Consider the following 24,681-nt stretch of genomic DNA (forward strand, 5'->3'; position numbering starts at 1 on the left):
ACGAAGAACGGAGCGTGCGAACGCTCCGTTTTTGTTTCTGATGTTTTTTTGGCTTTAAATGCATCCATGACCGCCAACACCCCCTACATCGGGCGCTTCGCTCCCACCCCTAGTGGCCATCTGCACTTCGGTTCGCTGGTCGCCGCACTGGCCTCCTACCTTGACGCGCGCTCAGTGGGCGGACGCTGGCTGATGCGCATGGAAGACCTTGATCCGCCCCGTGAAGAACCCGGCGCCCAGGCGGCCATTCTCAAGGCGCTGGAAAGCTATGGCTTCGAGTGGGATGGCGACCTGGTTCGCCAAAGCGAGCGGCACGATGCCTATGCCGAGGTGCTCAATCGCCTGTTCAATCACGGCCTGGCCTACGCCTGCACCTGCTCGCGCAAACAGCTGGCGCCGTACCACGGGATTTATCCGGGGCTGTGCCGCAATGCCGGCCATGGCACCGACGATGCCGCCATTCGCCTGCGTGTTCCGGAGCTGGAGTACCACTTCATCGACCGGGTGCAAGGCGAATACCGCCAGCATCTGGGCCGGGAAGTCGGCGATTTTGTGATCCGCCGCCGCGACGGCCTCTACGCCTATCAATTGGCCGTGGTCCTGGACGATGCCTGGCAGGGCATCACCGATATCGTTCGAGGTGCCGACCTGCTGGACTCCACGCCCCGTCAGCTCTACCTGCAAGAGTTGCTCGGTCTGCCGCAGCCGCGTTATCTGCATATCCCGCTGATTACTCAACCTGATGGCAATAAACTTGGTAAGTCCTACCGCTCGCCGCCGTTGACCGAGGATCAGGCAACGCCCCTGTTGCTGCGGGCGCTGCGCGCGCTGGGACAGAACCCGGGAACCGAACTGACTGATGCCACGCCGCGGGAAGTGCTGAACTGGGGCATTGCCCACTGGGATGCCTCGTTGATCCCGCGCACACTGAGCCTGCCCGAGGCACAGCTGTTGTGATCGCACTTGCAGTGGCGCGCCCATCCGTTACCATCGCCGCACGTTTTCGGGCACGCGCATAAAAAAGAGAGGCCGGGATGTACATCTATCGCTTGGTCCTGCTTTTGGTAGTGGGGATTTACCTGTTTTCCCCAGCCATCATGGATTGGTGGATCGACGCCACTGGCGCCTGGTATCGCCCGTATCTGCTCTGGCTGATTCTGATCGTCGTGACTTTCATCCTGCAGAGCCAAAAAGATGCCGATGAGCTTTAGCCTGACCCAGATGATCCTGATCAGTGCCGCGTACCTGGCGGTGCTGTTCGGTGTGGCCTGGATCAGTGAACGGGGCATGATTCCCCGGGCGATCATTCGCCACCCGCTGACCTACACCCTGTCACTGGGCGTCTACGCCAGTGCCTGGGCGTTTTACGGCACCGTGGGCCTGGCCTATCAGTACGGCTACGGCTTTTTGTCCAGCTACCTGGGGGTTTCCGGAGCATTTCTGCTGGCGCCGGTGTTGCTCTACCCGATCCTGAAGATCACCCGTACTTATCAGCTTTCGTCGTTGGCGGACCTGTTTGCCTTCCGCTTCCGCAGCACCTGGGCTGGTGCGCTGACCACGATTTTCATGCTGGTCGGCGTATTACCGCTGCTGGCCTTGCAGATTCAGGCGGTCGCCGACTCCATCGGTATCCTCACCCGCGAGCCGGTACAGCATCGCGTGGCCCTGAGCTTCTGTGCATTGATTACGCTGTTCACGATTTTCTTCGGCTCCCGCCACATCGCCACCCGCGAAAAACATGAAGGCCTGGTGTTCGCGATTGCCTTCGAATCGGTGATCAAGCTGATCGCCCTTGGCGGTGTCGGGCTGTATGCGCTTTACGGTGTGTTCGACGGCCCGCAACAGCTTGAGTTGTGGTTGCTGCAAAACCAGACCGCGCTCGCTGCCCTGCACACGCCTTTGCAGGAAGGCCCGTGGCGTACGCTACTGCTGGTGTTCTTCGCCTCGGCGATCGTGATGCCGCACATGTATCACATGACCTTTACCGAAAACCTCAACCCGCGCTCGCTGGTCAGTGCGAGCTGGGGCCTGCCGCTGTTCCTGCTGCTGATGAGCCTGGCGGTGCCGCTGATTCTCTGGGCCGGACTGAAGCTCGGCGCCACCACCAACCCGGAATACTTCACCCTGGGCATCGGCATCGCCGCCAACAGCAAGTCTTTGGCGTTGCTGGCGTATGTCGGCGGGTTGTCCGCCGCCAGTGGCCTGATCATCGTCACCACGCTGGCGCTGTCCGGGATGGCCTTGAACCACCTGGTGCTGCCGCTGTATCAACCACCGGCCGAAGGCAACATCTACCGCTGGCTGAAGTGGACCCGCCGGGCGCTGATCGTCGCGATCATCATGGCCGGCTACGGCTTCTACCTGATGCTCGGTGCCGAGCAGGACCTGGCCAACCTCGGCATTGTCGCTTTCGTCGCCACGTTGCAGTTCCTGCCGGGCGTGCTCTCGGTCCTGTATTGGCCGACCGCCAACCGTCGCGGCTTCATCGCCGGCTTGCTGGCGGGGATCCTTGTGTGGCTGGTGACCATGTTGTTGCCACTGGTCGGCAATCTGCAGGGCTTCTACATTCCGCTGCTGAACATGATCTACGTGCTGGACGACACCAGCTGGCACATGGCGGCGATTGCCTCGCTGGCGGCCAACGTGCTGATGTTCACCCTGATCTCGTTGTTCACCAACGCCAGCACCGAAGAAGCCAGCGCTGCCGAAGCCTGCGCCGTGGATAACGTGCGCCGCCCGCAGCGTCGGGAACTGCACGCCGCCTCGCCTCAGGAGTTCGCCACGCAACTGGCCAAGCCACTGGGTGCAAAGGCGGCGCAGAAAGAAGTGGAACAGGCACTGCGCGACCTCTATCTGCCTTTCGACGAACGCCGACCCTATGCCCTGCGCCGCTTGCGTGACCGCATCGAGGCCAACCTCTCCGGCCTGATGGGCCCGAGTGTGGCCCAGGACATGGTCGAAACCTTCCTGCCCTACAAGGCCGGCGGCGAAAACTACGTCACCGAAGACATTCACTTCATCGAAAGTCGCCTCGAGGATTACCACTCGCGCCTGACCGGCCTGGCCGCCGAACTCGATGCCCTGCGCCGCTATCACCGCCAGACCTTGCAGGAATTGCCGATGGGCGTTTGCTCGCTGGCCAAGGATCAGGAAATTCTCATGTGGAACAAGGCCATGGAGGAACTCACCGGCATCGCTGCGCAGCGCGTGGTCGGTTCGCGCCTGAGCACCATTGCCGACCCATGGAAAGAACTGCTGCAAGGCTTCATCAATCTGCCGGACGAACACTTGCACAAACAGCACCTGGCCCTCGACGGCCAGACCCGCTGGTTGAACCTGCACAAAGCGGCGATCGACGAACCCCTCGCGCCGGGCAACAGTGGCCTGGTGTTGCTGGTGGAAGACTTGACCGAAACCCAGATGCTCGAGGACAAACTGGTGCATTCCGAGCGTCTGGCCAGCATCGGTCGACTGGCGGCCGGCGTGGCCCATGAGATCGGCAACCCGATCACCGGTATCGCGTGCCTGGCGCAGAACCTGCGCGAAGAACGTGAAGAAGACGGCGAGCTGAAGGAAATCAGCGGCCAGATCCTCGAGCAGACCAAACGCGTGTCGCGCATCGTCCAGTCGCTGATGAGCTTTGCCCATGCCGGCAGCCATCAGCACAGCGACGAGCCCGTCTGTCTGGCCGAAGTGGCTCAGGATGCCATCGGCCTGCTGGCCCTGAACCGACGCAATTTCGAAGTGCAGTTCTACAACCTGTGCGACCCCGAACACTGGGTCGAAGGCGACCCGCAACGGCTGGCCCAGGTATTGATCAACCTGCTTTCAAACGCCCGTGACGCCTCGCCTCCCGGCAGTGCGGTACGGGTCAAGAGCGAAGCTGGCGAACACACGGTCGATCTGATCGTGGAAGACGAAGGCAGTGGTATTCCGTCGAGCATCATGGACCGATTGTTCGAACCTTTCTTCACCACCAAGGACCCTGGCGAAGGCACCGGTCTGGGCCTTGCACTGGTCTATTCCATCGTTGAAGAGCATTATGGACAAATCACCATCGACAGCCCGGCTGATGTTCAAAGCCAACGCGGCACCCGAATCAGGGTTACCTTGCCGCGTCATGTCGAAGCGACGTCCGCTGTGAACTGAGACCGTCGAGAGTATCGAATCAATGCCGCACATTTTGATCGTCGAAGACGAAACCATTATCCGCTCCGCCTTGCGCCGCCTGCTGGAACGTAACCAGTACCAGGTCAGCGAAGCCGGATCAGTGCAGGAAGCACAAGAACGCTTCACCATTCCCTCGTTCGATCTGATCATCAGTGACCTGCGTCTGCCGGGCGCGCCTGGCACGGAGCTGATCAAGCTCGCCCAAGGCACGCCGGTGCTGATCATGACCAGCTATGCCAGCCTGCGCTCGGCGGTCGACTCGATGAAAATGGGTGCGGTGGATTACATTGCCAAGCCATTCGACCACGACGAAATGCTGCAAGCCGCCGCACGAATCCTGCGTGACCGACAAACGGTACAAGCCGGTGGTGAGGCAGTTGCCGGCAAAGCCGCCAACGGTGCGGCGAAATCCGGTACCGACAACAGCAACGGTGAAATCGGCATTATCGGCTCGTGCCCGCCGATGCAGGACCTGTATGGCAAGATCCGCAAAGTCGCGCCAACCGATTCCAACGTTCTGATCCAGGGCGAGTCGGGCACCGGTAAAGAGCTGGTGGCGCGCGCCCTTCACAACCTCTCAAAACGCGCCAAGGCACCGATGATTTCGGTGAACTGCGCAGCCATTCCGGAAAGCCTGATCGAATCCGAACTGTTCGGCCACGAGAAAGGCGCATTCACCGGCGCCAGCGCCGGACGCGCCGGCCTGGTGGAAGCGGCGGATGGCGGCACCTTGTTCCTCGACGAAATCGGTGAACTGCCGCTGGAAGCCCAGGCACGACTGCTGCGCGTATTGCAGGAAGGCGAAATTCGTCGTGTTGGCTCGGTGCAGTCGCAGAAAGTCGATGTGCGCCTGATCGCCGCGACTCACCGCGACCTCAAGAGCCTGGCGAAGATCGGCCAGTTCCGCGAAGACTTGTATTACCGCCTCCACGTTATCGCGCTGAAGCTGCCAGCCCTGCGCGAACGCGGTGCGGACGTCAACGAAATCGCCAACGCCTTCCTGGCGCGGCAAAGTGCGCGAATCAACCGCACCGACCTGACGTTCGCCGCGGATGCCGAGCAAGCCATTCGTCACTACTCCTGGCCGGGCAACGTTCGCGAACTGGAAAACGCCGTCGAGCGTGCCGTTATCCTGTGCGAAAGCCCGGAAATTTCCGCCGAGTTGTTGGGCATCGACATCGAGCTGGGCGACCTGGAAGACGACGAATTCATTGGCCTGCCCCCACAACAGGGCAATGGCAATGCCAGTAACAGCAACCACGAGCCGACCGAAGACCTCTCCCTGGAAGACTACTTCCAGCATTTCGTCCTCGAGCATCAGGACCACATGACCGAAACCGAGCTGGCCCGCAAACTCGGGGTCAGCCGCAAATGCCTGTGGGAGCGCCGTCAGCGCCTGGGCATCCCGCGGCGCAAGACCGGGGTGGCCAGCGAAAGCTGAACCACACCTGTCTCATGTGCGGGTAACACGTGACTTTGTGGAAAAAACTGTTACCTCAGTTTTTTCACGTAACAGAAGCCGGGGCTTACGGTAACGAAGCCCCGGCTTTTTTTGGCCCTCGAAATGCCTGCCGAGCGGCCTAACCCCTTGTTTCATTGGGCTTCGCAAAAGTTGGCACGCACCCTGCTATATGCTTGGTACAAGAACAATAACAAGCAATGCACAAGACAATAAAAATAAGACGAATCGACTCACGCACAATAAAAACAAGACGGCGAGAGGCGTAGCTAACTGATTCTTTTGGAGAGGCGTTGTATTTGGGGCTTGCCCCACGACCAGGCCGAGAACAACAAAAAACTGTCTTAAGACAGAACCTGTACTGGTTGGATCGAAAGATCACTGCAATTCAGCGACCAAAGCAATCCGTTTGCTCTTGACTCCCGATTGGGAGGGTCATGAAGGAAAGCTTCATGGCGAGGGCACTCAACAAAAACAAGAAGCCCGAAACCAAAAATAAAAATAGAGCATGCAACTACTTCTTGGGGAGCTTCGGCTCCCCTTGTGGTTTCTGCGATTCGCAAATCCCCCGCAAATCGGCTCGTTCCGGCCTTGAAGCCTGCGGCCTACAGCTCATATCTGCTGCGTCCTACACCATCCCCTGACTAAATGCTAGAATCCCCGCCCATCATGCGGTCATTCTTTTGTTATGGCCGAATATTCCTTCAAACAGTGCATCCCATGCTGAAGAAGCTGTTCCAGTCATTCCGTTCTCCCAAGCGTCCTACGCAACACATTCGCAGCACGCCTGAAGTGCTCAACAGCGGCCAACATTCGCTGCAGAAGGCGCAATTCAGCCGTTACGCGGTGAATATCGTTGAACGCCTGCAGAGCGCCGGTTATCAGGCTTACCTGGTGGGCGGTTGCGTGCGCGACATGCTGCTGGGTATCACACCGAAAGATTTCGACGTTGCCACCAGCGCCACACCCGAGCAGGTGCGGGCCGAATTCCGTAACGCGCGAATCATCGGGCGCCGATTTAAACTGGTGCACATCCACTTCGGCCGCGAAATCATCGAAGTCGCGACCTTCCGCGCCAATCACCCGCAGAACGAAGACGAGGAAGACAGCAATCAGTCTTCGCGCAACGAAAGCGGGCGCATCTTGCGCGATAACGTTTACGGCACTCTGGAAGAAGACGCGCAACGTCGCGACTTCACCATCAATGCCTTGTATTACGATCCGGTCAGCGAACGCATCCTCGATTACGCCAACGGCGTACACGACATCCGCAATCACCTGATCCGCCTGATCGGCGATCCGACGCAACGCTACCAGGAAGACCCGGTACGGATGCTGCGGGCCGTGCGTTTCGCCGCCAAGCTGAACTTCGGCATCGAAAAACACAGCGCCCTGCCGATCCGCGGCCTGGCGCCGATGCTGCGCGAGATCCCGTCGGCTCGCCTGTTCGAAGAGGTGCTCAAGCTGTTCCTCTCCGGCCATGCCGCCGATACGTTTGAAATGCTGGTCGACCTGCAGTTGTTCGATCCATTGTTCCCGGCCAGCGCCGAAGCACTGGAATACAACCCGACGTACACCCACACCCTGATCAGCGAAGCCCTGATCAATACCGACCTGCGGATCAAGCAGAACAAACCGGTCACCCCGGCGTTCCTGTTTGCAGCCCTGCTCTGGCCTGCCCTGCCGGCCCGCGTCCTGCGCCTGCAGGAGCGTGGCATGCCGCCGATTCCGGCAATGCAGGAAGCGGCGCACGAGCTGATTGCCGAACAGTGCCAGCGCATCGCGATTCCGAAACGCTTCACCATGCCGATCCGCGAAATCTGGGACATGCAGGAACGCCTGCCCCGCCGCAGCGGCAAGCGTGCCGATCTGCTGCTGGACAACCCGCGTTTTCGCGCTGGCTACGACTTCCTGCTGCTACGTGAAAGCGCCGGCGAGCAGACCGATGGCCTGGGCGAATGGTGGACGGACTACCAGGACGCCAACGAAAGCGAGCGCCGTGACATGATTCGCGACCTCAGCGGCAAGGACGAAGGCACCGGCGCCCCGCGCAAGCGTCGCCGCAGCGGTGGTTCCAAGCGCAAACGCGCTGCCGGCGCTTCGAGCACCACGGGCGAGTAATCCATGGAACGCATCTACATCGGCATGGGCAGCAATCTGGCTGACCCCGCCGAACAATTGCGCAGCGCCATCGAGGCGCTGGCGCATTTGCCGCAAACGGCGCTGGTCGGGGTTTCTGCGTTTTACCAAAGCGACTCGCTGCTGCCCGGCCAACCGCGTTACACCAATGCGGTGGCCGCTCTCGACAGTACGCTGGCGCCGCTGGACTTTCTGGATGCCTTGCAGGCCATCGAAAACGGCCAGGGTCGCGAGCGTCTTGAGCGCTGGGGACCGCGCACGCTGGACCTCGACATCTTGTTGTTCGGTGATCGCCTGATCGACGAACCGCGCCTCAAGGTTCCCCATTACCATATGCAGGAACGGGCCTTCGTGTTGTATCCGCTGGCGGAACTGGCACCTGCGGATCTGCGCTTGGCCGATGGCCGGACCTTGGCCAAACTGCTCCTGACGTGCCCGTTCGTCGGCCTGGAACGCCTGCCCCGGAATTGACCAAGAGCCCCTGTGGGAGCAAGCCCGCTCCCACATTGGTTTGTGGCGAACACAAAAGTGCAGCCAACCGCCGAATCGAACAATCCTGCTGAATCGCATCAGTTACCCCGGTAACACCCCTCCCGTAACAATGCGGTAACACACGCAATTGACTTCCCTCGTTCTCCTCACGACTATAGGCGTCCCGCTGCCGCCAACACGGCGTTCAAGGGCGCAATCCAGGCCTTAAAAGCACGACAAAAGAACGTGCGCCTGTATTCAACGAAGAATCACGCGCGTTACTCGCAGTAGTTTCCACAGCGCCTGAATGAGGAACTTTTCATGCCAGCCATCACCCTGACCACCCTGCAAGGTCTGAAGCAAAAAGGTGAAAAGATCACCATGCTGACCTGCTACGACGCGACCTTCGCCCATGCCTGCAATCAGGCCGGCGTCGAAGTGCTGCTGGTGGGCGACTCCCTCGGCATGGTTTTGCAGGGCCACGACAGCACCTTGCCTGTCACCACTGCAGAAATGGCTTATCACGTGGCCGCCGTCAAACGCGGTAACAGCGATGCCCTGATCCTCGCCGACCTGCCTTTCATGGCCTACGCCACCACCGAGCAAGCCATGACCAACAGCGCCCTGTTGATGCAGGCCGGCGCGCACATGGTCAAGGTCGAAGGAGCGTTGTGGCTGGCCGATTCGATCCGCCTGCTGGCCGAGCGCGGCATCCCTGTCTGCGCGCACATGGGCCTGACGCCGCAATCGGTGAACATCCTTGGCGGCTACAAGGTCCAGGGTCGCAATGAAAACCAGGCCCGGCAGATGCGTGCCGACGCGATTTCCCTGGAACAGGCTGGTGCGGCAATGTTGCTGCTCGAGTGCGTCCCGAGCGAACTGGCCGAAGAAATCACCCAGGCGGTGAAGATACCGGTGATTGGTATTGGCGCCGGCAATCGCACCGATGGCCAGGTGCTGGTTCTGCACGACATGCTGGGGCTGTCCATTACCGGCCGCTTGCCAAAATTCGTAAAAAACTTCATGACTGGCCAAACCAGCATTGAAGCTGCGTTGAATGCCTACGTGACTGAAGTCAAAGCGGCGACCTTCCCTGGGATCGAACACGGATTCTCTGCATGAACACCGTAAAAACCGTACGCGAACTACGGGCCGCAGTGGCCCGCGCCCGTAGCGAAGGCAAGCGCATCGCCTTTGTGCCAACCATGGGTAACCTGCACAGCGGTCACGTTGCACTGGTGACCAAAGCCTCCCAGCGGGCGGACTTCGTGGTGGCGAGCGTTTTCGTCAACCCGCTGCAATTCGGTGCTGGCGAAGACCTCGACAAGTACCCGCGCACCCTCGCCGCCGACCAGGAAAAACTGCTCCAGGCCGGTTGCCATTTGTTGTTTGCCCCCACTGTTGAAGAGATGTACCCCGACGGAATGGCCGGCCAGACCCGCGTCAGCGTCCCGCAACTGTCCGAAGGACTGTGCGGCGCCAGCCGGCCGGGTCATTTCGAAGGTGTGGCGACGGTGGTCAGCAAGCTGTTCAACATGGTCCAGCCGGACCTGGCGATTTTCGGCGAAAAAGATTTCCAGCAACTGGCGGTGATTCGTGCGCTGGTACATGACCTGAACATGCCGATCCAGATCATCGGTGAGCCGACCGTACGGGCGGCCGATGGCCTGGCGCTGTCGTCGCGCAACGGCTTCCTCAACGAAGAGCAACGCGCTGTGGCACCGGTGGTCTACCGCACGCTGAAAGCGATCGGCGAGGCGATCAAGCAGGGTGAACGCGACTACCCGGCGCTGATCGGCACGCAGATCAAACAGCTCGAAACAGCCGGCCTGCGTCCTGATTATCTGGAAATCCGCCATGCCCTGACCTTGCGCCCAGCGACGGCGCAGGATCGTGACCTGGTGATTCTGGTGGCGGCCTTCCTGGGGACTACACGGTTGATCGACAACCTGCACCTGAACCTCGACGCTGCGGTTTAAACAGCAAGATCAAAGATCAAACAACAAAACCAAAATCAACGGCGAGATCAAAAGATCGCAGCCTGCGGCAGCTCCTACGCGCCTGTGGGCGCTGCCCGCCGTTCGATTCCGACCTGGGAAATACTCATGCACGCCATCATGCTCAAAGCCAAGCTGCATCGCGCCGAAGTCACCCACGCTGTACTCGATTACGAAGGCTCCTGCGCCATCGACGGTGAATGGCTGGACCTGTCCGGCATCCGCGAGTACGAACAGATCCAGATCTACAACGTCGACAACGGCGAGCGCTTCACCACCTACGCCATCCGTGGTGAAGAAGGCTCGCGCATGATCTCGGTCAATGGCGCCGCGGCGCACAAGGCCAAGGTCGGCGATCGCGTGATCATCTGCGCTTACGCTCATTACAGCGAAGCCGAACTGCTCAACTTCAAACCGCGCATGCTCTACATGGCACCGGGCAATGAATTGAGCCACACCAGCAACGCCATTCCGGTCCAGGTCGCCTGATCCGAGTCCTGTCTCTTCCGTTTGTCGGACCGTTCCTAACTTTGGTGTTAAAAAAGTACCGGAAACAGGTCAGACAAAGTCAAGACAGATCATTGCGCGGGGTTTACTGTATCCGCCCTGCGCCATGAAATCGTGTCGACGCAGTTGACCGGAACGCCCATCCATAGCGCTCCGGGATTTTTAGTGTTCAAAAGGCCGTTCAAGTAATAAGGAAACCCGCAGCGATGGCGTATTACCGCACTCCTCACGACGTTACCGCTCTGCCTGCCTGGCAAGCGTTGAATGACCACCGCCAAGCCATGCAGGATTTCAGCATGCGCGAAGCCTTCAATGCCGATCCGCAGCGTTTTACTCAATTCACCCTCAGTAGCTGCGGCCTGTTTCTCGACTATTCGAAAAACCTGATCAACGCCGAGACCCGCAATCTGCTGGTGGGCCTGGCCAACGAAGTCGACCTCAAGGGCGCGATCAAATCGCTGTTCGACGGCGAAATCGTCAACTCTTCCGAAGGCCGTCCGGCCCTGCACACGGCCCTGCGCCGCCCGGTTGGCGACAAGCTGTCGGTCAACGGCGTCAACGTGATGCCCGAAGTGCACAAGGTGCTGAACCAGATCACCGACCTCGTCGGCCGTATCCACGATGGTCTGTGGCGCGGTTACACCGAGAAGCCGATCACCGACGTGGTGAACATCGGCATCGGCGGCTCGTTCCTCGGCCCTGAGCTGGTGTCCGAAGCGCTGCTGTCCTACGCCCAGAAAGGCGTGCGTTGCCATTACCTGGCGAACATCGACGGCAGCGAGTTCCACGAACTGACCATGAAGCTGCGCGCCGAGACCACACTGTTCATCGTCTCGTCGAAATCCTTCAACACCCTCGAAACCCTGAAGAACGCCCAGGCTGCCCGTGCCTGGTACCTGGCCCAGGGTGGTTCGGAAGCCGAGCTGTATCGCCACTTCATCGCGGTATCGAGCAACAACGCCGCCGCGGTAGCGTTCGGCATCCGTGAAGAGAACATCTTCCCGATGTGGGACTGGGTCGGCGGGCGTTACTCGCTGTGGTCGGCCATCGGTTTGCCGATTGCCCTGGCCATCGGCATGTCCAACTTCAAGGAGTTGCTGTCCGGTGCCTACACCATGGACCAGCACTTCCAGAGCGCGCCGTTCGAACAGAACATGCCAGTGCTGCTGGCCCTGCTCGGCGTGTGGTACGGCAACTTCTGGGGCGCGCAAAGCCACGCGATCCTGCCGTACGACCATTACCTGCGTAACATCACCAAGCACCTGCAACAGCTGGACATGGAATCCAACGGCAAGAGCGTGCGCCAGGACGGCAAGCCAGTGTCCACCGACACCGGGCCGGTGATCTGGGGCGGCGTGGGTTGCAACGGTCAGCATGCCTATCACCAGTTGCTGCACCAGGGCACGCAGCTGATCCCGGCCGACTTCATCGTGCCGATCGTCAGCTTCAACCCGGTGTCCGACCACCACCAGTGGCTGTACGCCAACTGCCTGTCGCAGAGCCAGGCGCTGATGCTCGGCAAGACCCTTGGCGAGGCCGAAAACGAGCTGCGCGACAAAGGCATGAGTGAAACCGAGGTGCACAAACTCGCGCCGCACAAGGTGATCCCGGGCAACCGTCCGAGCAACACCCTGGTGGTCGAACGCATCAGCCCGCGTCGCCTCGGCGCTCTGGTGGCGATGTACGAACACAAAGTCTTCGTGCAAAGCGTGATCTGGGGCATCAATGCCTTCGACCAGTGGGGTGTGGAGCTGGGCAAAGAGCTGGGCAAAGGCGTCTACAACCGCCTGGTCGGCAGCGAAGAAACCCCGGCCGAGGACGCCTCGACCCAAGGGCTGATCAATTACTTCCGTGGTCGTCATCGCGGGTGATTTGACAGAGGCAACAAGCCCCCCCTGTAGGAGCTGGCTTGCCAGCGAAGGCTGCGCGTCATTCAACGCTTATGTCGACTGACACACCGCTTTCGCTGGCAAGCCAACTCCTACGAGGGTCGCACAGCTCCCCTCTTGAACCAATTGACCTCTCGGCGCATCTTTATCTTTGTCGCAGAACAAGAATAAGGAACCGTCATGTTCGATATCAGCACGTTCCCCAAAGCCGATGCCGTCCGCCGGGCTGCACAATTGAGTCAAGACGACTATCAGCGCCTGTACCGCGAATCCGTTGAACACCCCAGTACGTTCTGGGCCGAACAGGCCACGCGTTTTCTCGACTGGAGCGCGCCTTGGGAAACCGTCCAGCGCTACAACCTGAAAACCGGTGAAGCCAGCTGGTTTGCCGGTGCGCAATTGAACGTCAGCTACAACTGCATCGATCGGCACCTGGAGAAGCGCGGCGATCAGGTCGCCATCATCTGGGAAGGCGACGACCCTGCCGACTCGACATCGATCACCTACAAGAAACTGCATGAAAACGTCTGCCGCCTGGCCAATGTGCTGAAAAGCCGTGGCGTGAAAAAAGGCGACCGCGTGTGCATCTACATGCCGATGATTCCCGAGGCGGCCTACGCCATGTTGGCCTGTACCCGCATCGGCGCGGTGCACTCGGTGGTGTTCGGCGGCTTCTCCCCGGAATCGTTGCGTGACCGCATTCTCGACGCCGACTGCCGCACCGTCATCACCGCCGATGAAGGCGTGCGTGGTGGCAAATTCGTACCGCTGAAACAGAACGTCGACAAGGCGCTGCAAAGCTGCCCGGACGTGAGCACCGTGCTGGTGGTCGAGCGCACCAAGGGGCAGGTGAACTGGGTCGAACGACGGGACATCAAGTATCAGCAGGCCCTGAGCGAAGCCAGCGCCGATTGCCCACCCGAGCCGATGGACGCCGAAGACCCGCTGTTCATCCTCTACACCTCCGGCAGCACCGGCAAACCCAAAGGCGTGCTGCACACCACCGGTGGCTACCTGCTGCAAGCAGCGATGACCTTCAAGTACGTACTGGACTACCGCGATGGCGAAGTCTTCTGGTGCACTGCCGATGTCGGCTGGGTCACTGGCCACAGCTACATCGTCTACGGCCCGCTGGCCAACGGCGCGACCACGCTGATCTTCGAAGGCGTGCCGAGCTACCCGAGTACTTCGCGCTTCTGGCAGGTGATCGACAAGCACAAGGTGAACATTTTCTACACCGCCCCGACGGCCCTGCGCGCACTGATGCGCGAAGGCCCCGAACCGTTGAAGCAAACATCCCGCGCGAGCATCAGGCTACTCGGCACGGTCGGCGAGCCGATCAACCCGGAAGCTTGGGAATGGTACTTCCATGAGGTCGGCGAAGAGCGCTGCCCGATCGTCGATACCTGGTGGCAGACCGAAACCGGCGGCATCATGCTCAGCCCGCTGGTCAGTGCACAGCGGATCAAACCCGGTTGCGCGACACAACCGATGTTCGGCGTGCAGCCGGTATTGCTCGACGAGCAGGGCAAGGAAATCAAAGGCGCCGGCAGCGGCGTACTGGCCATAAAGTCCAGCTGGCCGGCGCAGATCCGCAGCGTTTATCGCGACCCGCAGCGCATGGTCGACACCTATTTCAAACCCTACCCCGGCTACTACTTCACCGGCGACGGCGCACGGCGCGATGAGGATGGTGATTACTGGATCACCGGGCGCATCGACGATGTGATCAACGTGTCCGGCCACCGTATCGGCACCGCCGAAGTGGAAAGCGCCCTGGTGCTGCACGAGAGCATCGCCGAGGCCGCTGCGGTCGGTTACCCCCACGACATCAAGGGCCAGGGCATATACGTCTTCGTCACGCCCATGAACGGCGTCGAAACCAACGATGAACTGAAGAAAGAATTGCTGGCCCTCGTCAGCCAGGAAATCGGCAGTTTCGCCAAGCCGGACTTGATCCAGTGGGCACCAGCCTTGCCGAAAACCCGCTCAGGCAAGATCATGCGGCGCATTCTGCGCAAGATCGCCTGCAACGAACTCGACAACCTGGGCGACACTTCGACCCTGGCTGACCCGAGCGTGGTGCAAGGGCTGATCGACAAGCGCTTGAAGTAGGAGCGAGCTCGCTCGCGATGAACTCCGACGCGCCGTGTATATTCAGGAAACACGCGTTATCGTTAACGACCATCGCGAGCAATCGAGCGTCGACCGGCTGCTCCTACAGGGTATTCATGGAATTCATCCGCACCCGCATCGAAACCCAGATCATGAACCTGAGCGGTTTGTCCCTGGGCAAACTCGACCTGGAAAACCCCAAGGGCGACCCGGGGCTGTTCGGGCCAGACTCGGTGAGCTGGCAAGTCCATGGTGATTTCAGCAGCATGCTGATCGGCGGCGTCAGCGCCCTGATGCTGCAAGCCCTGCACCCGCTGGCATTGGCCGGGGTCTGGGACCATTCGAACTTTCGTGAAGACATGCTCGGCCGCTTGCGCCGCACCGGGCAGTTCATCTCCGGCACTACGTTCGGTTCGCGACAGGACGCCGACTGGTTGATCGAGAAGGTCCGCACCATCCATCTGCAGATTACCGGCACTGCGCCCGATGGACGCCCCTACGCCGCCAGCGATCCCGATTTGCTGACATGGGTGCATGTGGCGGAAGTCAGCAACTTCCTCGCTGCGCATTTACGCTATCGCAACCCGCATCTTTCACCGGCCGATCAGGATCGCTATTACGCAGAAATCGCCTTGGTCGCCGAACGACTCGGGGCCCGGAATGTGCCCCGTTCTCGGCAGGAAATTGCCGACTACCTCGAGCACATACGTCCACAGTTGCTATGCGACGAACGCAGTCGCGAAGTCCTGCGCCTGTTGCTGAACGCCCCCTCCCCCAGTCGCCTGGCCAAGCCGTTTGGCGGCTTGATGATGCAGGCCGGGATCGATCTGCTGCCGGACTGGGCCAGTGCCATGCTCGGCGTCAGCCAGAATCCACTGCAACGCAAGCTGATCCGCGCCAGCGTCAATCACAGTGCGCCGATGCTGCGATGGGCGGTGCGCAATGGGTCGGTGCAGCGGGCTAAACGACGGATGGGCCTGTAGGAGCTGGCTTGCCAGCGATGAACGATAACGCGGATTGTCAGATAAGCCATGTTGCGGCCTTCGCTGGCAAGCCAGCTCCTACAGGTTGTGCTCCAAACTGTTAAACTCCCGCGCCCAATTCCCTCCTGCAAGGCGCCCAGCATGTCTTCCTTGAATCAGGCGCTGCGCGCCGCCCTCGATCAACGCCAGGACCTGCTCGCCGAACTGCACCAGCAAGGCACCGATTGCTATCGCCTGTTCCACGGCAGCCAGGAAGGCGCCGGTGGCCTGACCATCGACCGCTACGGCCCGCAATTGCTGGTGCAAAGTTTCCACCAGGCGCTGGAGCGCGAAACGCTGCTGCAACTGCACGAAACGATCAATCAGCACCTGGGTTATGACACCCTGCTGGTCTACAACGACCGCTCCCGTGGCAACTCGCGCATCGATCGCGAAGACATCGTCTACCGCGCCGACGAAGCCGCCCTGCAGGACCTGGTCGGCCACGAATGGGGCCTGAACTATCGGGTGCGGGGTCGCCATGCCGGACAAGACCCGCTGCTGTTCCTCGACCTGCGCAACACCCGTGGCTGGGTCAAGGACCACAGCAAAAACAAAAGCGTGCTGAACCTGTTCGCCTACACCTGTGGTGTCGGCCTCAGTGCTGCCGCCGGCGGCGCGCGCGAGGTGTGCAACCTGGACTTCGCCGAAGGCAACCTGGCGGTCGGCCGAGAGAACGGTCAACTCAACCCGCAGTTGCCAACCATGGAATTTATCCAGTCCGACTACTTCCCGGCCATTCGCCAACTGGCCGGCCTGCCGATCAGCCAGCGCCGCGGGCAAAAACTGCCGAGCTATCAGCGCCTGGAACAGCGCCAGTACGATCTGGTACTGCTGGATCCACCGGCCTGGGCCAAGAGCGCATTCGGCACCGTCGACCTGCTGCGCGACTACCAGAGCCTGCTCAAACCCGCCCTGCTGACCACCGCCGACAACGGCGTGCTGATCTGCTGCAACAACCTGGCAAAAGTCAGCATGGACGACTGGCGCGAGCAGGTTTTGCGTTGTGCAGAGAAGGCCGGGCGGCCGGTGCGTGAGTGGAGCGTGATGACGCCAGGCGCCGACTTCCCGTCGATGGATCAGCAACCACCGCTGAAAACCCTGATCCTGCAGCTCTGATTGCTGTGGGAGAAATCTGAAACTTACTGAACAGGGCGATCACTTGGGAACCGGAAACGCGTGCCATACTCCAAGGCACTCCGATCCAGACAGATGAAGCCACACATGTACAAAGGATTGATTCGCGCCATTGGTGCCTTGTTGACTGCTCTGGCCCTCTACAGCTTGCTGGGCTTTCTGATTTTACCGGGTGTGGCGCTGCGCGTTGCCAACCAGCAACTGGCCAACTACGCCACCACACCGGCCACGATCCAGCGGATCGAATTCAATCCGTTCAGCCTTGAACTGACCCTTTGGGGCTTGAATATCGGCGAGCCCGGCAAGGAGCAGGTCGGTTTCGAACGTCTGTACGCCAACCTGCAACTCGACAGCCTGTGGACCAAGGCGGTGCACCTGTCCGATGTCGAACTGGACAAGCCCAAGACCGAAATCCTGTTCAGCAAGGACGGCAAACTCAATCTGCTGGGGCTGTTCAAACTGCCAGCGAGCGAACCCACACCCGCCAACCCGGATGCCAAGCCGTTTCCGCTGCGCATCGAGCGGATCAAGCTGGCCGGCGGCGCGGTGCACTTTGAAGATGCCCGGCCCAGCGAGCCCATCGAGTTTCTCTACGACACACTCGATTTCGAGCTGAAGAACCTCAGCACTCTGCCCGATGACAGCGCCGACATGACCTTGGTGGCCGTCGGCCCCAATGGCGGACAAATCGACTGGACCGGCAACTTCAGCCTGATCCCGATCGCTTCCGAAGGTAAGCTGAAAATCACCGATGGCAAAATGAAGGCCTTTTGGCCCTATGTGCGCGACGCCGTGCCACTGGACCTCGAAAACGGCATCATGAGCATCAGTACCGACTACAAATTCAGCCTGGCCAAGGAAACCGAGCTGCTGCTGAGCAATGTAGCGGTCAACATTGCACCCTTCGCGATCAAGGCCCCGGATGGCCGGCCGCTGGTGAAGCTCGAGCGCCTGGACGTCAGCGAAACCACCGTGGACCTGGCCAAACAGCAAGTGGTGGTCGGCAAGATCCGCAGCCACAAACTGGAAACCTGGGCCGCTCTGGAACCGGACGGCCAACTCGACTGGCAGAAACTGTTCGCCAGCCAACCGTCAAAACCCACCGCCAAAGCCAAGGCGGATGCCGAACCAGCCAGAACTCCGGCGGCGGCAGACTCACCGAAGCCCGAACCGGCCGCCCCAGGCAAACCCTGGCAGGTGTTGCTCAAGGATGTGCAGTTGCGCGATTACCAGGTGCATCTGGCCGACCGCAAGGCACAACCCGCCGTCGCCCTGGATCTGAGCCCGCTGAACCTCGACCTGCAAAACTTCGACAGCCTCAACGGCTCACCCTTTACCCTCAAGCTCGATACCGGCGTGGGCAAGCAAGGCAAGATCATGGCCGACGGCGAGGTCAACCTGGCCCCGGTCAGCGCCAGACTAAAGGTCCAGACCAGGGACATCGACCTGCGTGTTGCCCAGTCCTACATCACGCCGTTCATTCGCCTGGAGCTGCGCAGCGGCATGCTCGCCAGCGATCTGGCGGTCGACCTGAAAAGCACCGACCCCCTGGCCTTCAACGTCACAGGCCGCGCCCAGGTCGATCAGTTGCATACCCTGGACACCCTGAAAACCCGCGACTTCCTCAAGTGGCAACAGGTCGTGGTCGAAGGCCTGAACTATCAGCATGGGGACAGCCTGTCGATCGACAAGATCAACCTGTTCCAGCCCTATGCACGCTTCATGATCAACGATGATCGCACCACCAACATCGATGACCTGCTGATTCCGCAACCGGCAGACTCCGGGGCAAAACCAGCGGCAAGCAAACCCGCCAGCAACGAAAAACCGTTGGGCATCCACATCGGCGGCATTTTCATCAATGACGGTTCGGCCAACTTTGCCGACTTCAGCCTGACCCCGAACTTCGCCACCGCCATTCAGCAACTCAACGGGCAGATCGGCACCATCGACAGCCGCCAGCCGAAACCGGCCAGTGTCGACGTCAAGGGCAAGGTCGATCGCTACGCGCCAGTGACCATCAAGGGCTCGGTCAATCCGTTCGACCCGATGGCCAGTCTCGACATCGCCACCAGCTTCAAACGCGTGGAACTGACCACGCTGACGCCCTACTCCGGCAAGTTCGCCGGCTACCGTATCCGCAAGGGCCGGCTCAATCTCGACCTGCACTATCAGATCACCAAGGGCCAGCTCAAAGCTGAAAACAAAGTGGTGGTTGAACAACTGCAACTGGGGGAAAAAGTCGACAGCCCGGATGCCGTGAGCCTGCCGCTGAAACTGGCGATTGCCTTGCTCAAGGACGTCGACGGCAAGATCTCCATCGAACTGCCGGTCAGCGGCGACCTGAACAACCCTCAGTTCAGCGTCATGCCGATTATCTGGCAGACCCTGCGCAACCTGATCGTCAAAGCCGCGGCGGCGCCGTTCAAGCTCATTGGCGGGCTGGTCAACGGAAGTGGCGCGGAAGACCTGGGTAGTGTTTCCTTCGCAGCGGGTTCCAGCGACCTGGGCAAGGACGCCGAAGGCGCTTTGGACAAACTGTCCAAGGCGCTCAAGGAACGCCCGGCCCTGCGCCTGGAAATCGAAGGCACCGCCGCCCAGAGCGCCGATGGCCCACTGATCGCCGAACAACGCCTGGAGCGTGAGTACCAGTACAACTACTACAAAATGCTCCAGCGCCGCGGCGACAAGGTCCCGGCCCAGGCTTCGTTGCTGGAAGTGCCAGACGGGGAAAAAGGCCCGCTGCTCGAAGGTATCTACCGCACCCGCCTGAAAACCCAGCCCCCCGCCGAATGGAAGGATCTGGGCAAGGAAGAGCGCACCACGAAAATGCGTGCCGAGGTGATCAAGTTCTGGAGCTCCAGTGACGTGCTGTTGCGTCAACTGGGCCAGGAACGCGCCAGCAGCATCAAGGATTACCTGGTCGACAAGGGCAAACTGGAGGATACCCGGGTGTATTTCATCGACGCCAATCTGGGCGAGGCAGAAAGTGACGGCCGCGTGGTAACACCGATGCATCTGGACGCCGAGTGATGGTTCGGTGGCTGCTGGCAGGCCTGGTTCTGGTGCTATCCGCCAGTCAGGCCTGGGCGGCCGATACCCTGCGCTGTGGCAGCCAATTGATCAGCGTCGGCGATCGCTCCAGCGAAGTTCTGCAGAAATGCGGTGAACCGGTCAGTCGCGACTTGTTGGGTTACAAACGCAGTGCAGATCGGCGCGAGGAGTTTCAGGTCGAGGAATGGACCTACGGACCGAATGGAGGGATGTATCAATACTTGCGGTTCGAAGGTAATCGGCTGAAACAGATCACCAGCAAACGCGGAAACTGACCCCACCCCCAGTTCATGTGAACTCGCTCCTACAAATTGATTTTCAGCATTACACATAGAACAGGCCCCGGCAAAAATGCGCGGGGCCTGTGGCGGCCACATCCTTATGGCCCTTCGCATGAACACTCAGGTTGCAACAGACGTATAACTGGGCCCGTCTGTCGCACCTTCTCCCGATCCAGGCGAGAAGCCTTGCCTTACTCGGCTTTCAGGCCGTCAGCGGAGACCGCCTTGACGCCTTTGATTTTCTTGGTGATAGCCACAGCCATTTCTTTTTGCGAATCGGTCACGGCGGTGGTCGATGACAGCGATACCACGCCTTTGTTGGTTTCAACCTTGATGTCGCTACCTGGAATGCCTTTTTCGGTCATCAGGTCGGCTTTGACTTTAGTGGTGATCCAGGTATCGGAAGTAGCTTCTGTAGCCTTGGTCATTTCACCCGCCGCCAAGGTCATTGGAGCCTGGGTGGCTTGAGTGGTCTGGGCGAATGCCGCGTTTGCCATGGTCAGGGTCAGGGTCAGCGCGGTGGCAGTAGCGGCAGCGATAGCGAACTTCTTCATACGAGTAACTCCTGTTTTTCGGAAAGTCTGCCGGGTGTCTTGTCGGCAGGGTTACCAAGGATATTGCGAACGCTGTGCCAACTTTGAAATAGAGAAAAAACCTTATTAATCAATAAGTTATAACATCAGCCAACTTTCGAAATCATGCAAAATGCACGAGAAGCACAAACACTGCATGCAAGTTGCGGGTTTACGGAAAGTTCCTAAGATGCTGAAATTTCTGAGCTTTATCTGCGGCATTTGACGACGGGTCGACAAACAGGAAAAACCCCGCAAAAGCGGGGACTTGATTCAGCACTTCATGCCGCAGACCCGGAACACCCTTTAGGCAAGTAATCCGGGGAAACGCTGCTCTTACATGACCAGCCTTTGGTTTCGTCCCGTGTCAGGGTGACGGTTTTGCCCTGGACCACGCCTGGGGCATTGTTCAACGTACATACGATTGATCCCGCCCCCTCCGGTGTTGTAGCCGTCACAGACAGGGTGCAGTGGTTGGTCGATGTCGCACCGGCGGGCGCCACGTTGGCAATTGTCGGGGTTTCCCCCTGGTTGATCACATCCTCGAACGGCACCTTCATTGCAGTCAACTCGGCCAGCGCCGCCGTGACCTTGGCCCGAGCCTGGTACTTGGAATACATCGGCAGGCCCAGCGTTGCCAGGATCCCGATGATCGCCACCACGACAAGCAACTCGATCAGGGTAAAACCTTTCTGATTGTTCATGTACAAGCTCCATGCATGAGTCGAAGGCTCATGACCTGCCCCATGGCAGCACAGCCTGTGCCAAGGCGAGAAGCCCCTGTTGGCAGGGGGCGTGGTGGCCGCAAAGCCCTTACCTACTACCTGGATCAGCACTATCTGACGTTTTTTGTCACCTTACCCTTGCGGGTTTGGCCCCGTCCCTTGACTAGGCTATAAGAGCAATTCAATCGGAATACCCAGGACTGAACATGGCGGTCAAGGCAGCGAAAATCAGCGTGTATGCATGGGAAGGCATCGACCGCAAAGGCACAAAAGTGACCGGCGAACTCAGCGCTCAAAACCCGGCGCTGATCAAGGCGAAGCTGCGCAAACAAGGCATCAGTCCCGGCAAGGTTCGCAAGAAAAACCATTCGGTGTTCAACATGGGCAAGCGCATCAAGGCCCAGGACATTGCCCTGTTCACCCGGCAAATGGCGACGATGATGAAGGCCGGGGTGCCGTTGTTGCAGTCCTTCGACATCATCGGCGAGGGCTTCGACAATCCGGCCATGCGCAAGCTGGTGGACGAACTGAAACAGGAAGTCGCGGCAGGCAGCAGCTTCGCCGCCGCCCTGCGCAAGAAGCCCCGCTATTTCGATGAGCTGTATTGCAACCTGGTGGATGCCGGCGAGCAGGCCGGTGCCCTCGACACCCTTTTGGAGCGGGTCGCGACCTACAAGGAAAAAAGCGAAAGCCTCAAGGCCAGGATCAGGAAAGCCATGACCTACCCGCTGGTAGTGGTGTTCGTCGCGGCGATTGTCACCGGGATTCTGCTGGTCAATGTCGTGCCGCAGTTCGAGTCGGTGTTCAAGGGCTTTGGCGCCGAACTGCCGGCCTTCACCGTGATGGTCATTGGCCTGTCGCAGTTCATGCAGGCCTGGTGGTGGATGGTCCTTGGCACGCTGACTACTATGGCCTTCGGCGTGCGCCACGCCCTCAAGACATCCCCGGTCTTCCGTGACCGGATGGACACCTGGCTGCTGAAACTGCCGCTGGTGGGCACCCTGATGCACAAGTCCGCCGTGGCCCGGTTCGCCCGTACACTGTCGACCACTTTCGCTGCCGGCGTGCCGCTGGTGGAGGCCCTGGAATCAGTGGCCGGTGCGACCGGCAATAGCGTGTTCAAGCGCGCGGTATTGCGCATCCGGCAGGACATCTCGACCGGCATGCAATTGAATTTCGCCATGCGTACCTGCGGCGTCTTCCCGAACATGGCGATACAAATGACTGCCATCGGCGAAGAGTCTGGCACCCTGGACGCTATGCTCGACAAAGTCGCGGGATTCTACGAAGACAACGTCGATAACATGGTCGATAACCTCACCAGCCTGATGGAGCCGTTCATCATGGTGGTGCTGGGTGTTATCGTTGGTGGACTGGTAGTTGCCATGTACCTGCCCATCTTCCAACTTGGCTCAGCGATCTGACATGCCCTTGAATGAAATCCTGATTCACTCTCCGCTGGCCTTTGTCCTTCTCGCAGGCATCACCGGCCTGCTGGTCGGCAGTTTCCTCAATGTCGTGATCTGGCGCCTGCCGAAAATGCTCGAACGCGACTGGCGTGAGCAGGCCCATGACATTCTCGGGCTGCCTGGCGAAACGCCGCTGCCGACCTACAACCTGTTGCTGCCCCATTCCCAGTGCCCACACTGCGGTCACCGAATCCGCACCTGGGAAAACATCCCGCTGCTCAGTTATGTGTTTTTGCGCGGCCGCTGTTCAGCCTGTGCGGCGGCGATCAGCCCGCGCTATCCGTTGACCGAACTGGCCTGTGGCCTTTTGTCGGCGTTTGTTGCCTGGCACTTCGGCTTCGGTTGGCCGGCCGCCCTGGTGCTGTTCCTGAGCTGGGGCTTGCTGGCGATGAGCCTGATCGACGCCGAACATCAGATATTGCCGGACGTACTGGTGCTGCCGTTGATGTGGCTGGGGTTGATCGTCAACAGTTTCGGCCTGTTTGTGTCGTTGCACGAGGCGCTTTGGGGTGCGATAGCCGGCTACTGCGTGCTGTGGTCGGTGTTCTGGCTGTTCAAGCTGATCACGGGCAAGGACGGCATGGGCTACGGAGATTTCAAGCTGCTGGCGATGCTGGGCGCCTGGGGTGGCTGGCAGATTCTGCCGCTGACCATCCTGCTGTCCTCGCTGGTGGGTGCCATTTTCGGGCTGATGATGCTGCGCTTGCGCAATGCACAAACCTCGACGCCAATCCCTTTCGGTCCCTATCTGGCCATTGCCGGCTGGATTGCGTTGCTCTGGGGTGGTCAAATAACCGACCTCTATTGGCAGTTTGTCGGTTTGAAATGAATAGCCCTGTGGAAAAACCCTGGATTCTCGGCCTGACCGGCGGTATCGGCAGCGGTAAAAGTGCGGCCGCCCAACACTTCATCGATCTGGGCGTGCATGTGGTCGACGCCGATCATGCCGCTCGCTGGGTAGTTGAACCTGGCCGCCCGGCACTGGCACAAATCGCCGGGCACTTCGGCCCAAGCGTGTTGCAAACCGACGGGCAACTGGACCGCGCAGCGCTACGCAAATTGATCTTCGAAGTGCCTGAAGAACGCCGCTGGCTGGAGGCCCTCCTGCATCCGCTGATCGGCGAGGAGATCGCTCACCACCTGGCGCTGGCAAAATCGCCTTATGCGATTCTGGTTTCGCCGCTGCTGATCGAGTCCGGGCAATACGCCATGACCCAACGGGTGCTGGTGATCGATGCCCCCGAACAATTGCAGATCGAACGTACCCTGCAACGTGACCAGACCAGCGAGCAGCAAGTCCAGGCGATCCTCAAGGCCCAGTCCAGCCGCCAGGATCGCGTGAGCCATGCCGACGACGTCGTGGTCAATGACCGCGACCTTGCCTGGCTGCACAGCGAGGTCGAACGCCTGCATCACTTTTATCTTTCTTTGCGTGGAGGCCAGTCATGAGCCAACCAACAACCGTCGAATGCCCAACCTGTGGCGCCCCCGTGGAATGGACCGCCGAGAGCAAATTCCGGCCATTCTGCTCCGACCGCTGCAAACTGATCGACCTGGGCGCCTGGGCGTCCGAAGAACACAAGATTCCAGTGGCTCCCGATGCCGAGGACGAGATGTTCAGCGGCGACTTCGACCCGCGCCACTGATCCATCGACTGGGCGATTCCAGGTCTTG

The 24,681-nt window shown here is 60.0% G+C and carries 21 protein-coding genes; 19 read left to right on the plus strand and 2 right to left on the minus strand.

What is annotated here, in order from left to right; translation table 11 throughout:
• The first annotated feature begins 66 nt into the window (after positions 1 to 66).
• The 15 genes from gluQRS (at position 67) to AC1D19_RS22840 (ending at position 20,235) form a co-directional block, all read left to right on the plus strand.
• The gene (gene gluQRS, locus AC1D19_RS22770; RefSeq protein ID WP_477764622.1) at positions 67 to 957 is read left to right on the plus strand and encodes a tRNA glutamyl-Q(34) synthetase GluQRS; all 891 of its coding nucleotides are present in this window, start codon (positions 67 to 69) and stop codon (positions 955 to 957) included.
• A 77-nt stretch (positions 958 to 1,034) separates the two neighbouring features.
• Positions 1,035 to 1,211 carry a hypothetical protein gene (locus AC1D19_RS22775; RefSeq protein WP_003176118.1) on the plus strand — a complete coding sequence of 59 codons (177 nt, stop codon included), beginning with the start codon at positions 1,035 to 1,037 and terminating at the stop codon, positions 1,209 to 1,211.
• Positions 1,195 to 4,149, plus strand: coding sequence for a sensor histidine kinase (locus AC1D19_RS22780; RefSeq protein WP_477764623.1), 2,955 nt, complete (start codon positions 1,195 to 1,197; stop codon positions 4,147 to 4,149). The genes AC1D19_RS22775 and AC1D19_RS22780 overlap by 17 nt, the downstream gene beginning before the upstream one ends.
• Before the next feature lie 22 nt (positions 4,150 to 4,171).
• Positions 4,172 to 5,611: a sigma-54-dependent transcriptional regulator gene (locus AC1D19_RS22785; RefSeq protein WP_477759972.1), complete on the plus strand. Its 1,440-nt coding sequence runs from the start codon at positions 4,172 to 4,174 to the stop codon at positions 5,609 to 5,611.
• 738 nt (positions 5,612 to 6,349) lie between these two features.
• Positions 6,350 to 7,750 carry a polynucleotide adenylyltransferase PcnB gene (locus AC1D19_RS22790; RefSeq protein ID WP_008050165.1) on the plus strand — a complete coding sequence of 467 codons (1,401 nt, stop codon included), beginning with the start codon at positions 6,350 to 6,352 and terminating at the stop codon, positions 7,748 to 7,750.
• A 3-nt stretch (positions 7,751 to 7,753) separates the two neighbouring features.
• Positions 7,754 to 8,239 (plus strand): 2-amino-4-hydroxy-6-hydroxymethyldihydropteridine diphosphokinase, encoded by a 486-nt coding sequence (gene folK, locus AC1D19_RS22795; protein WP_477764624.1) that lies wholly within the window; start codon positions 7,754 to 7,756, stop codon positions 8,237 to 8,239.
• 321 nt (positions 8,240 to 8,560) lie between these two features.
• Positions 8,561 to 9,361, plus strand: a complete 801-nt coding sequence (gene panB, locus AC1D19_RS22800) for a 3-methyl-2-oxobutanoate hydroxymethyltransferase (RefSeq protein WP_223528383.1) — start codon at positions 8,561 to 8,563, stop codon at positions 9,359 to 9,361.
• Positions 9,358 to 10,218: a pantoate--beta-alanine ligase gene (gene panC, locus AC1D19_RS22805; protein WP_477764625.1), complete on the plus strand. Its 861-nt coding sequence runs from the start codon at positions 9,358 to 9,360 to the stop codon at positions 10,216 to 10,218. Before panB ends, panC begins: the two co-directional genes overlap by 4 nt.
• A 126-nt stretch (positions 10,219 to 10,344) precedes the next feature.
• On the plus strand, positions 10,345 to 10,725 hold the full coding sequence (gene panD, locus AC1D19_RS22810; protein ID WP_003228271.1) for an aspartate 1-decarboxylase: 381 nt from the start codon (positions 10,345 to 10,347) through the stop codon (positions 10,723 to 10,725).
• Between the two features lie 224 nt (positions 10,726 to 10,949).
• The gene (pgi, locus tag AC1D19_RS22815; protein WP_477764626.1) at positions 10,950 to 12,614 is read left to right on the plus strand and encodes a glucose-6-phosphate isomerase; all 1,665 of its coding nucleotides are present in this window, start codon (positions 10,950 to 10,952) and stop codon (positions 12,612 to 12,614) included.
• A gap of 198 nt (positions 12,615 to 12,812) precedes the next feature.
• The gene (gene acs / locus AC1D19_RS22820; RefSeq protein ID WP_477764627.1) at positions 12,813 to 14,747 is read left to right on the plus strand and encodes an acetate--CoA ligase; all 1,935 of its coding nucleotides are present in this window, start codon (positions 12,813 to 12,815) and stop codon (positions 14,745 to 14,747) included.
• Positions 14,748 to 14,863: 116 nt separating this feature from the next.
• Complete coding sequence (locus AC1D19_RS22825) at positions 14,864 to 15,730, plus strand: oxygenase MpaB family protein (RefSeq protein ID WP_477764628.1); 867 nt, start codon at positions 14,864 to 14,866, stop codon at positions 15,728 to 15,730.
• 141 nt (positions 15,731 to 15,871) lie between these two features.
• A complete protein-coding gene (locus tag AC1D19_RS22830) occupies positions 15,872 to 16,888 on the plus strand; it encodes a class I SAM-dependent rRNA methyltransferase (RefSeq protein ID WP_477764629.1) in 1,017 nt (338 codons plus the stop codon).
• A gap of 93 nt (positions 16,889 to 16,981) precedes the next feature.
• A complete protein-coding gene (locus AC1D19_RS22835; RefSeq protein WP_477764630.1) occupies positions 16,982 to 19,939 on the plus strand; it encodes a DUF748 domain-containing protein in 2,958 nt (985 codons plus the stop codon).
• A complete protein-coding gene (locus tag AC1D19_RS22840; protein WP_414875848.1) occupies positions 19,939 to 20,235 on the plus strand; it encodes a DUF2845 domain-containing protein in 297 nt (98 codons plus the stop codon). Before AC1D19_RS22835 ends, AC1D19_RS22840 begins: the two co-directional genes overlap by 1 nt.
• 197 nt (positions 20,236 to 20,432) lie before the next feature.
• Here AC1D19_RS22840 and AC1D19_RS22845 read toward each other — a convergent pair whose 3' ends face one another.
• Both AC1D19_RS22845 and AC1D19_RS22850 read right to left on the minus strand, forming a co-directional pair.
• A complete protein-coding gene (locus AC1D19_RS22845; RefSeq protein WP_477764631.1) occupies positions 20,433 to 20,795 on the minus strand; it encodes a BON domain-containing protein in 363 nt (120 codons plus the stop codon).
• 299 nt (positions 20,796 to 21,094) lie between these two features.
• Complete coding sequence (locus AC1D19_RS22850) at positions 21,095 to 21,517, minus strand: pilin (protein ID WP_477764632.1); 423 nt, start codon at positions 21,515 to 21,517, stop codon at positions 21,095 to 21,097.
• 227 nt (positions 21,518 to 21,744) lie between these two features.
• Between AC1D19_RS22850 and AC1D19_RS22855 the strand changes: the two genes are divergently transcribed.
• From AC1D19_RS22855 to yacG, 4 genes are read left to right on the plus strand one after another with little or no spacing between them, the layout of a single operon-like run.
• Positions 21,745 to 22,962 (plus strand): type II secretion system F family protein, encoded by a 1,218-nt coding sequence (locus tag AC1D19_RS22855; RefSeq protein WP_477764633.1) that lies wholly within the window; start codon positions 21,745 to 21,747, stop codon positions 22,960 to 22,962.
• A gap of 1 nt (position 22,963) precedes the next feature.
• On the plus strand, positions 22,964 to 23,836 hold the full coding sequence (locus AC1D19_RS22860) for a prepilin peptidase (RefSeq protein WP_477764634.1): 873 nt from the start codon (positions 22,964 to 22,966) through the stop codon (positions 23,834 to 23,836).
• Positions 23,833 to 24,456 (plus strand): dephospho-CoA kinase, encoded by a 624-nt coding sequence (gene coaE, locus AC1D19_RS22865; RefSeq protein ID WP_477759968.1) that lies wholly within the window; start codon positions 23,833 to 23,835, stop codon positions 24,454 to 24,456. Before AC1D19_RS22860 ends, coaE begins: the two co-directional genes overlap by 4 nt.
• Entirely contained in the window at positions 24,453 to 24,653 is a 201-nt protein-coding gene (gene yacG / locus AC1D19_RS22870) for a DNA gyrase inhibitor YacG (RefSeq protein WP_007970539.1), read from the plus strand. Before coaE ends, yacG begins: the two co-directional genes overlap by 4 nt.
• Positions 24,654 to 24,681: the final 28 nt, after the last annotated feature.

The sequence above is a fragment of the Pseudomonas sp. P1_C12 genome, assembly GCF_056406435.1.

What these genes read in the sequence shown, in the direction of transcription:
- panB (WP_223528383.1), top strand. Translation starts at nt 8,561, where the DNA reads ATGCCAGCCATCACCCTGACCACCCTGCAAGGTCTGAAGCAAAAAGGT.
- AC1D19_RS22835 (WP_477764630.1), top strand. Translation starts at nt 16,982, where the DNA reads ATGAAGCCACACATGTACAAAGGATTGATTCGCGCCATTGGTGCCTTG.
- AC1D19_RS22785 (WP_477759972.1), top strand. Translation starts at nt 4,172, where the DNA reads ATGCCGCACATTTTGATCGTCGAAGACGAAACCATTATCCGCTCCGCC.
- gluQRS (WP_477764622.1), top strand. Translation starts at nt 67, where the DNA reads ATGACCGCCAACACCCCCTACATCGGGCGCTTCGCTCCCACCCCTAGT.
- acs (WP_477764627.1), top strand. Translation starts at nt 12,813, where the DNA reads ATGTTCGATATCAGCACGTTCCCCAAAGCCGATGCCGTCCGCCGGGCT.
- AC1D19_RS22830 (WP_477764629.1), top strand. Translation starts at nt 15,872, where the DNA reads ATGTCTTCCTTGAATCAGGCGCTGCGCGCCGCCCTCGATCAACGCCAG.
- AC1D19_RS22845 (WP_477764631.1), bottom strand. Translation starts at nt 20,795, where the DNA reads ATGAAGAAGTTCGCTATCGCTGCCGCTACTGCCACCGCGCTGACCCTG.
- AC1D19_RS22840 (WP_414875848.1), top strand. Translation starts at nt 19,939, where the DNA reads ATGGTTCGGTGGCTGCTGGCAGGCCTGGTTCTGGTGCTATCCGCCAGT.
- AC1D19_RS22775 (WP_003176118.1), top strand. Translation starts at nt 1,035, where the DNA reads ATGTACATCTATCGCTTGGTCCTGCTTTTGGTAGTGGGGATTTACCTG.
- AC1D19_RS22790 (WP_008050165.1), top strand. Translation starts at nt 6,350, where the DNA reads ATGCTGAAGAAGCTGTTCCAGTCATTCCGTTCTCCCAAGCGTCCTACG.
- AC1D19_RS22825 (WP_477764628.1), top strand. Translation starts at nt 14,864, where the DNA reads ATGGAATTCATCCGCACCCGCATCGAAACCCAGATCATGAACCTGAGC.
- pgi (WP_477764626.1), top strand. Translation starts at nt 10,950, where the DNA reads ATGGCGTATTACCGCACTCCTCACGACGTTACCGCTCTGCCTGCCTGG.
- coaE (WP_477759968.1), top strand. Translation starts at nt 23,833, where the DNA reads ATGAATAGCCCTGTGGAAAAACCCTGGATTCTCGGCCTGACCGGCGGT.
- AC1D19_RS22780 (WP_477764623.1), top strand. Translation starts at nt 1,195, where the DNA reads ATGCCGATGAGCTTTAGCCTGACCCAGATGATCCTGATCAGTGCCGCG.
- AC1D19_RS22855 (WP_477764633.1), top strand. Translation starts at nt 21,745, where the DNA reads ATGGCGGTCAAGGCAGCGAAAATCAGCGTGTATGCATGGGAAGGCATC.
- AC1D19_RS22860 (WP_477764634.1), top strand. Translation starts at nt 22,964, where the DNA reads ATGCCCTTGAATGAAATCCTGATTCACTCTCCGCTGGCCTTTGTCCTT.
- panD (WP_003228271.1), top strand. Translation starts at nt 10,345, where the DNA reads ATGCACGCCATCATGCTCAAAGCCAAGCTGCATCGCGCCGAAGTCACC.
- AC1D19_RS22850 (WP_477764632.1), bottom strand. Translation starts at nt 21,517, where the DNA reads ATGAACAATCAGAAAGGTTTTACCCTGATCGAGTTGCTTGTCGTGGTG.
- yacG (WP_007970539.1), top strand. Translation starts at nt 24,453, where the DNA reads ATGAGCCAACCAACAACCGTCGAATGCCCAACCTGTGGCGCCCCCGTG.
- panC (WP_477764625.1), top strand. Translation starts at nt 9,358, where the DNA reads ATGAACACCGTAAAAACCGTACGCGAACTACGGGCCGCAGTGGCCCGC.
- folK (WP_477764624.1), top strand. Translation starts at nt 7,754, where the DNA reads ATGGAACGCATCTACATCGGCATGGGCAGCAATCTGGCTGACCCCGCC.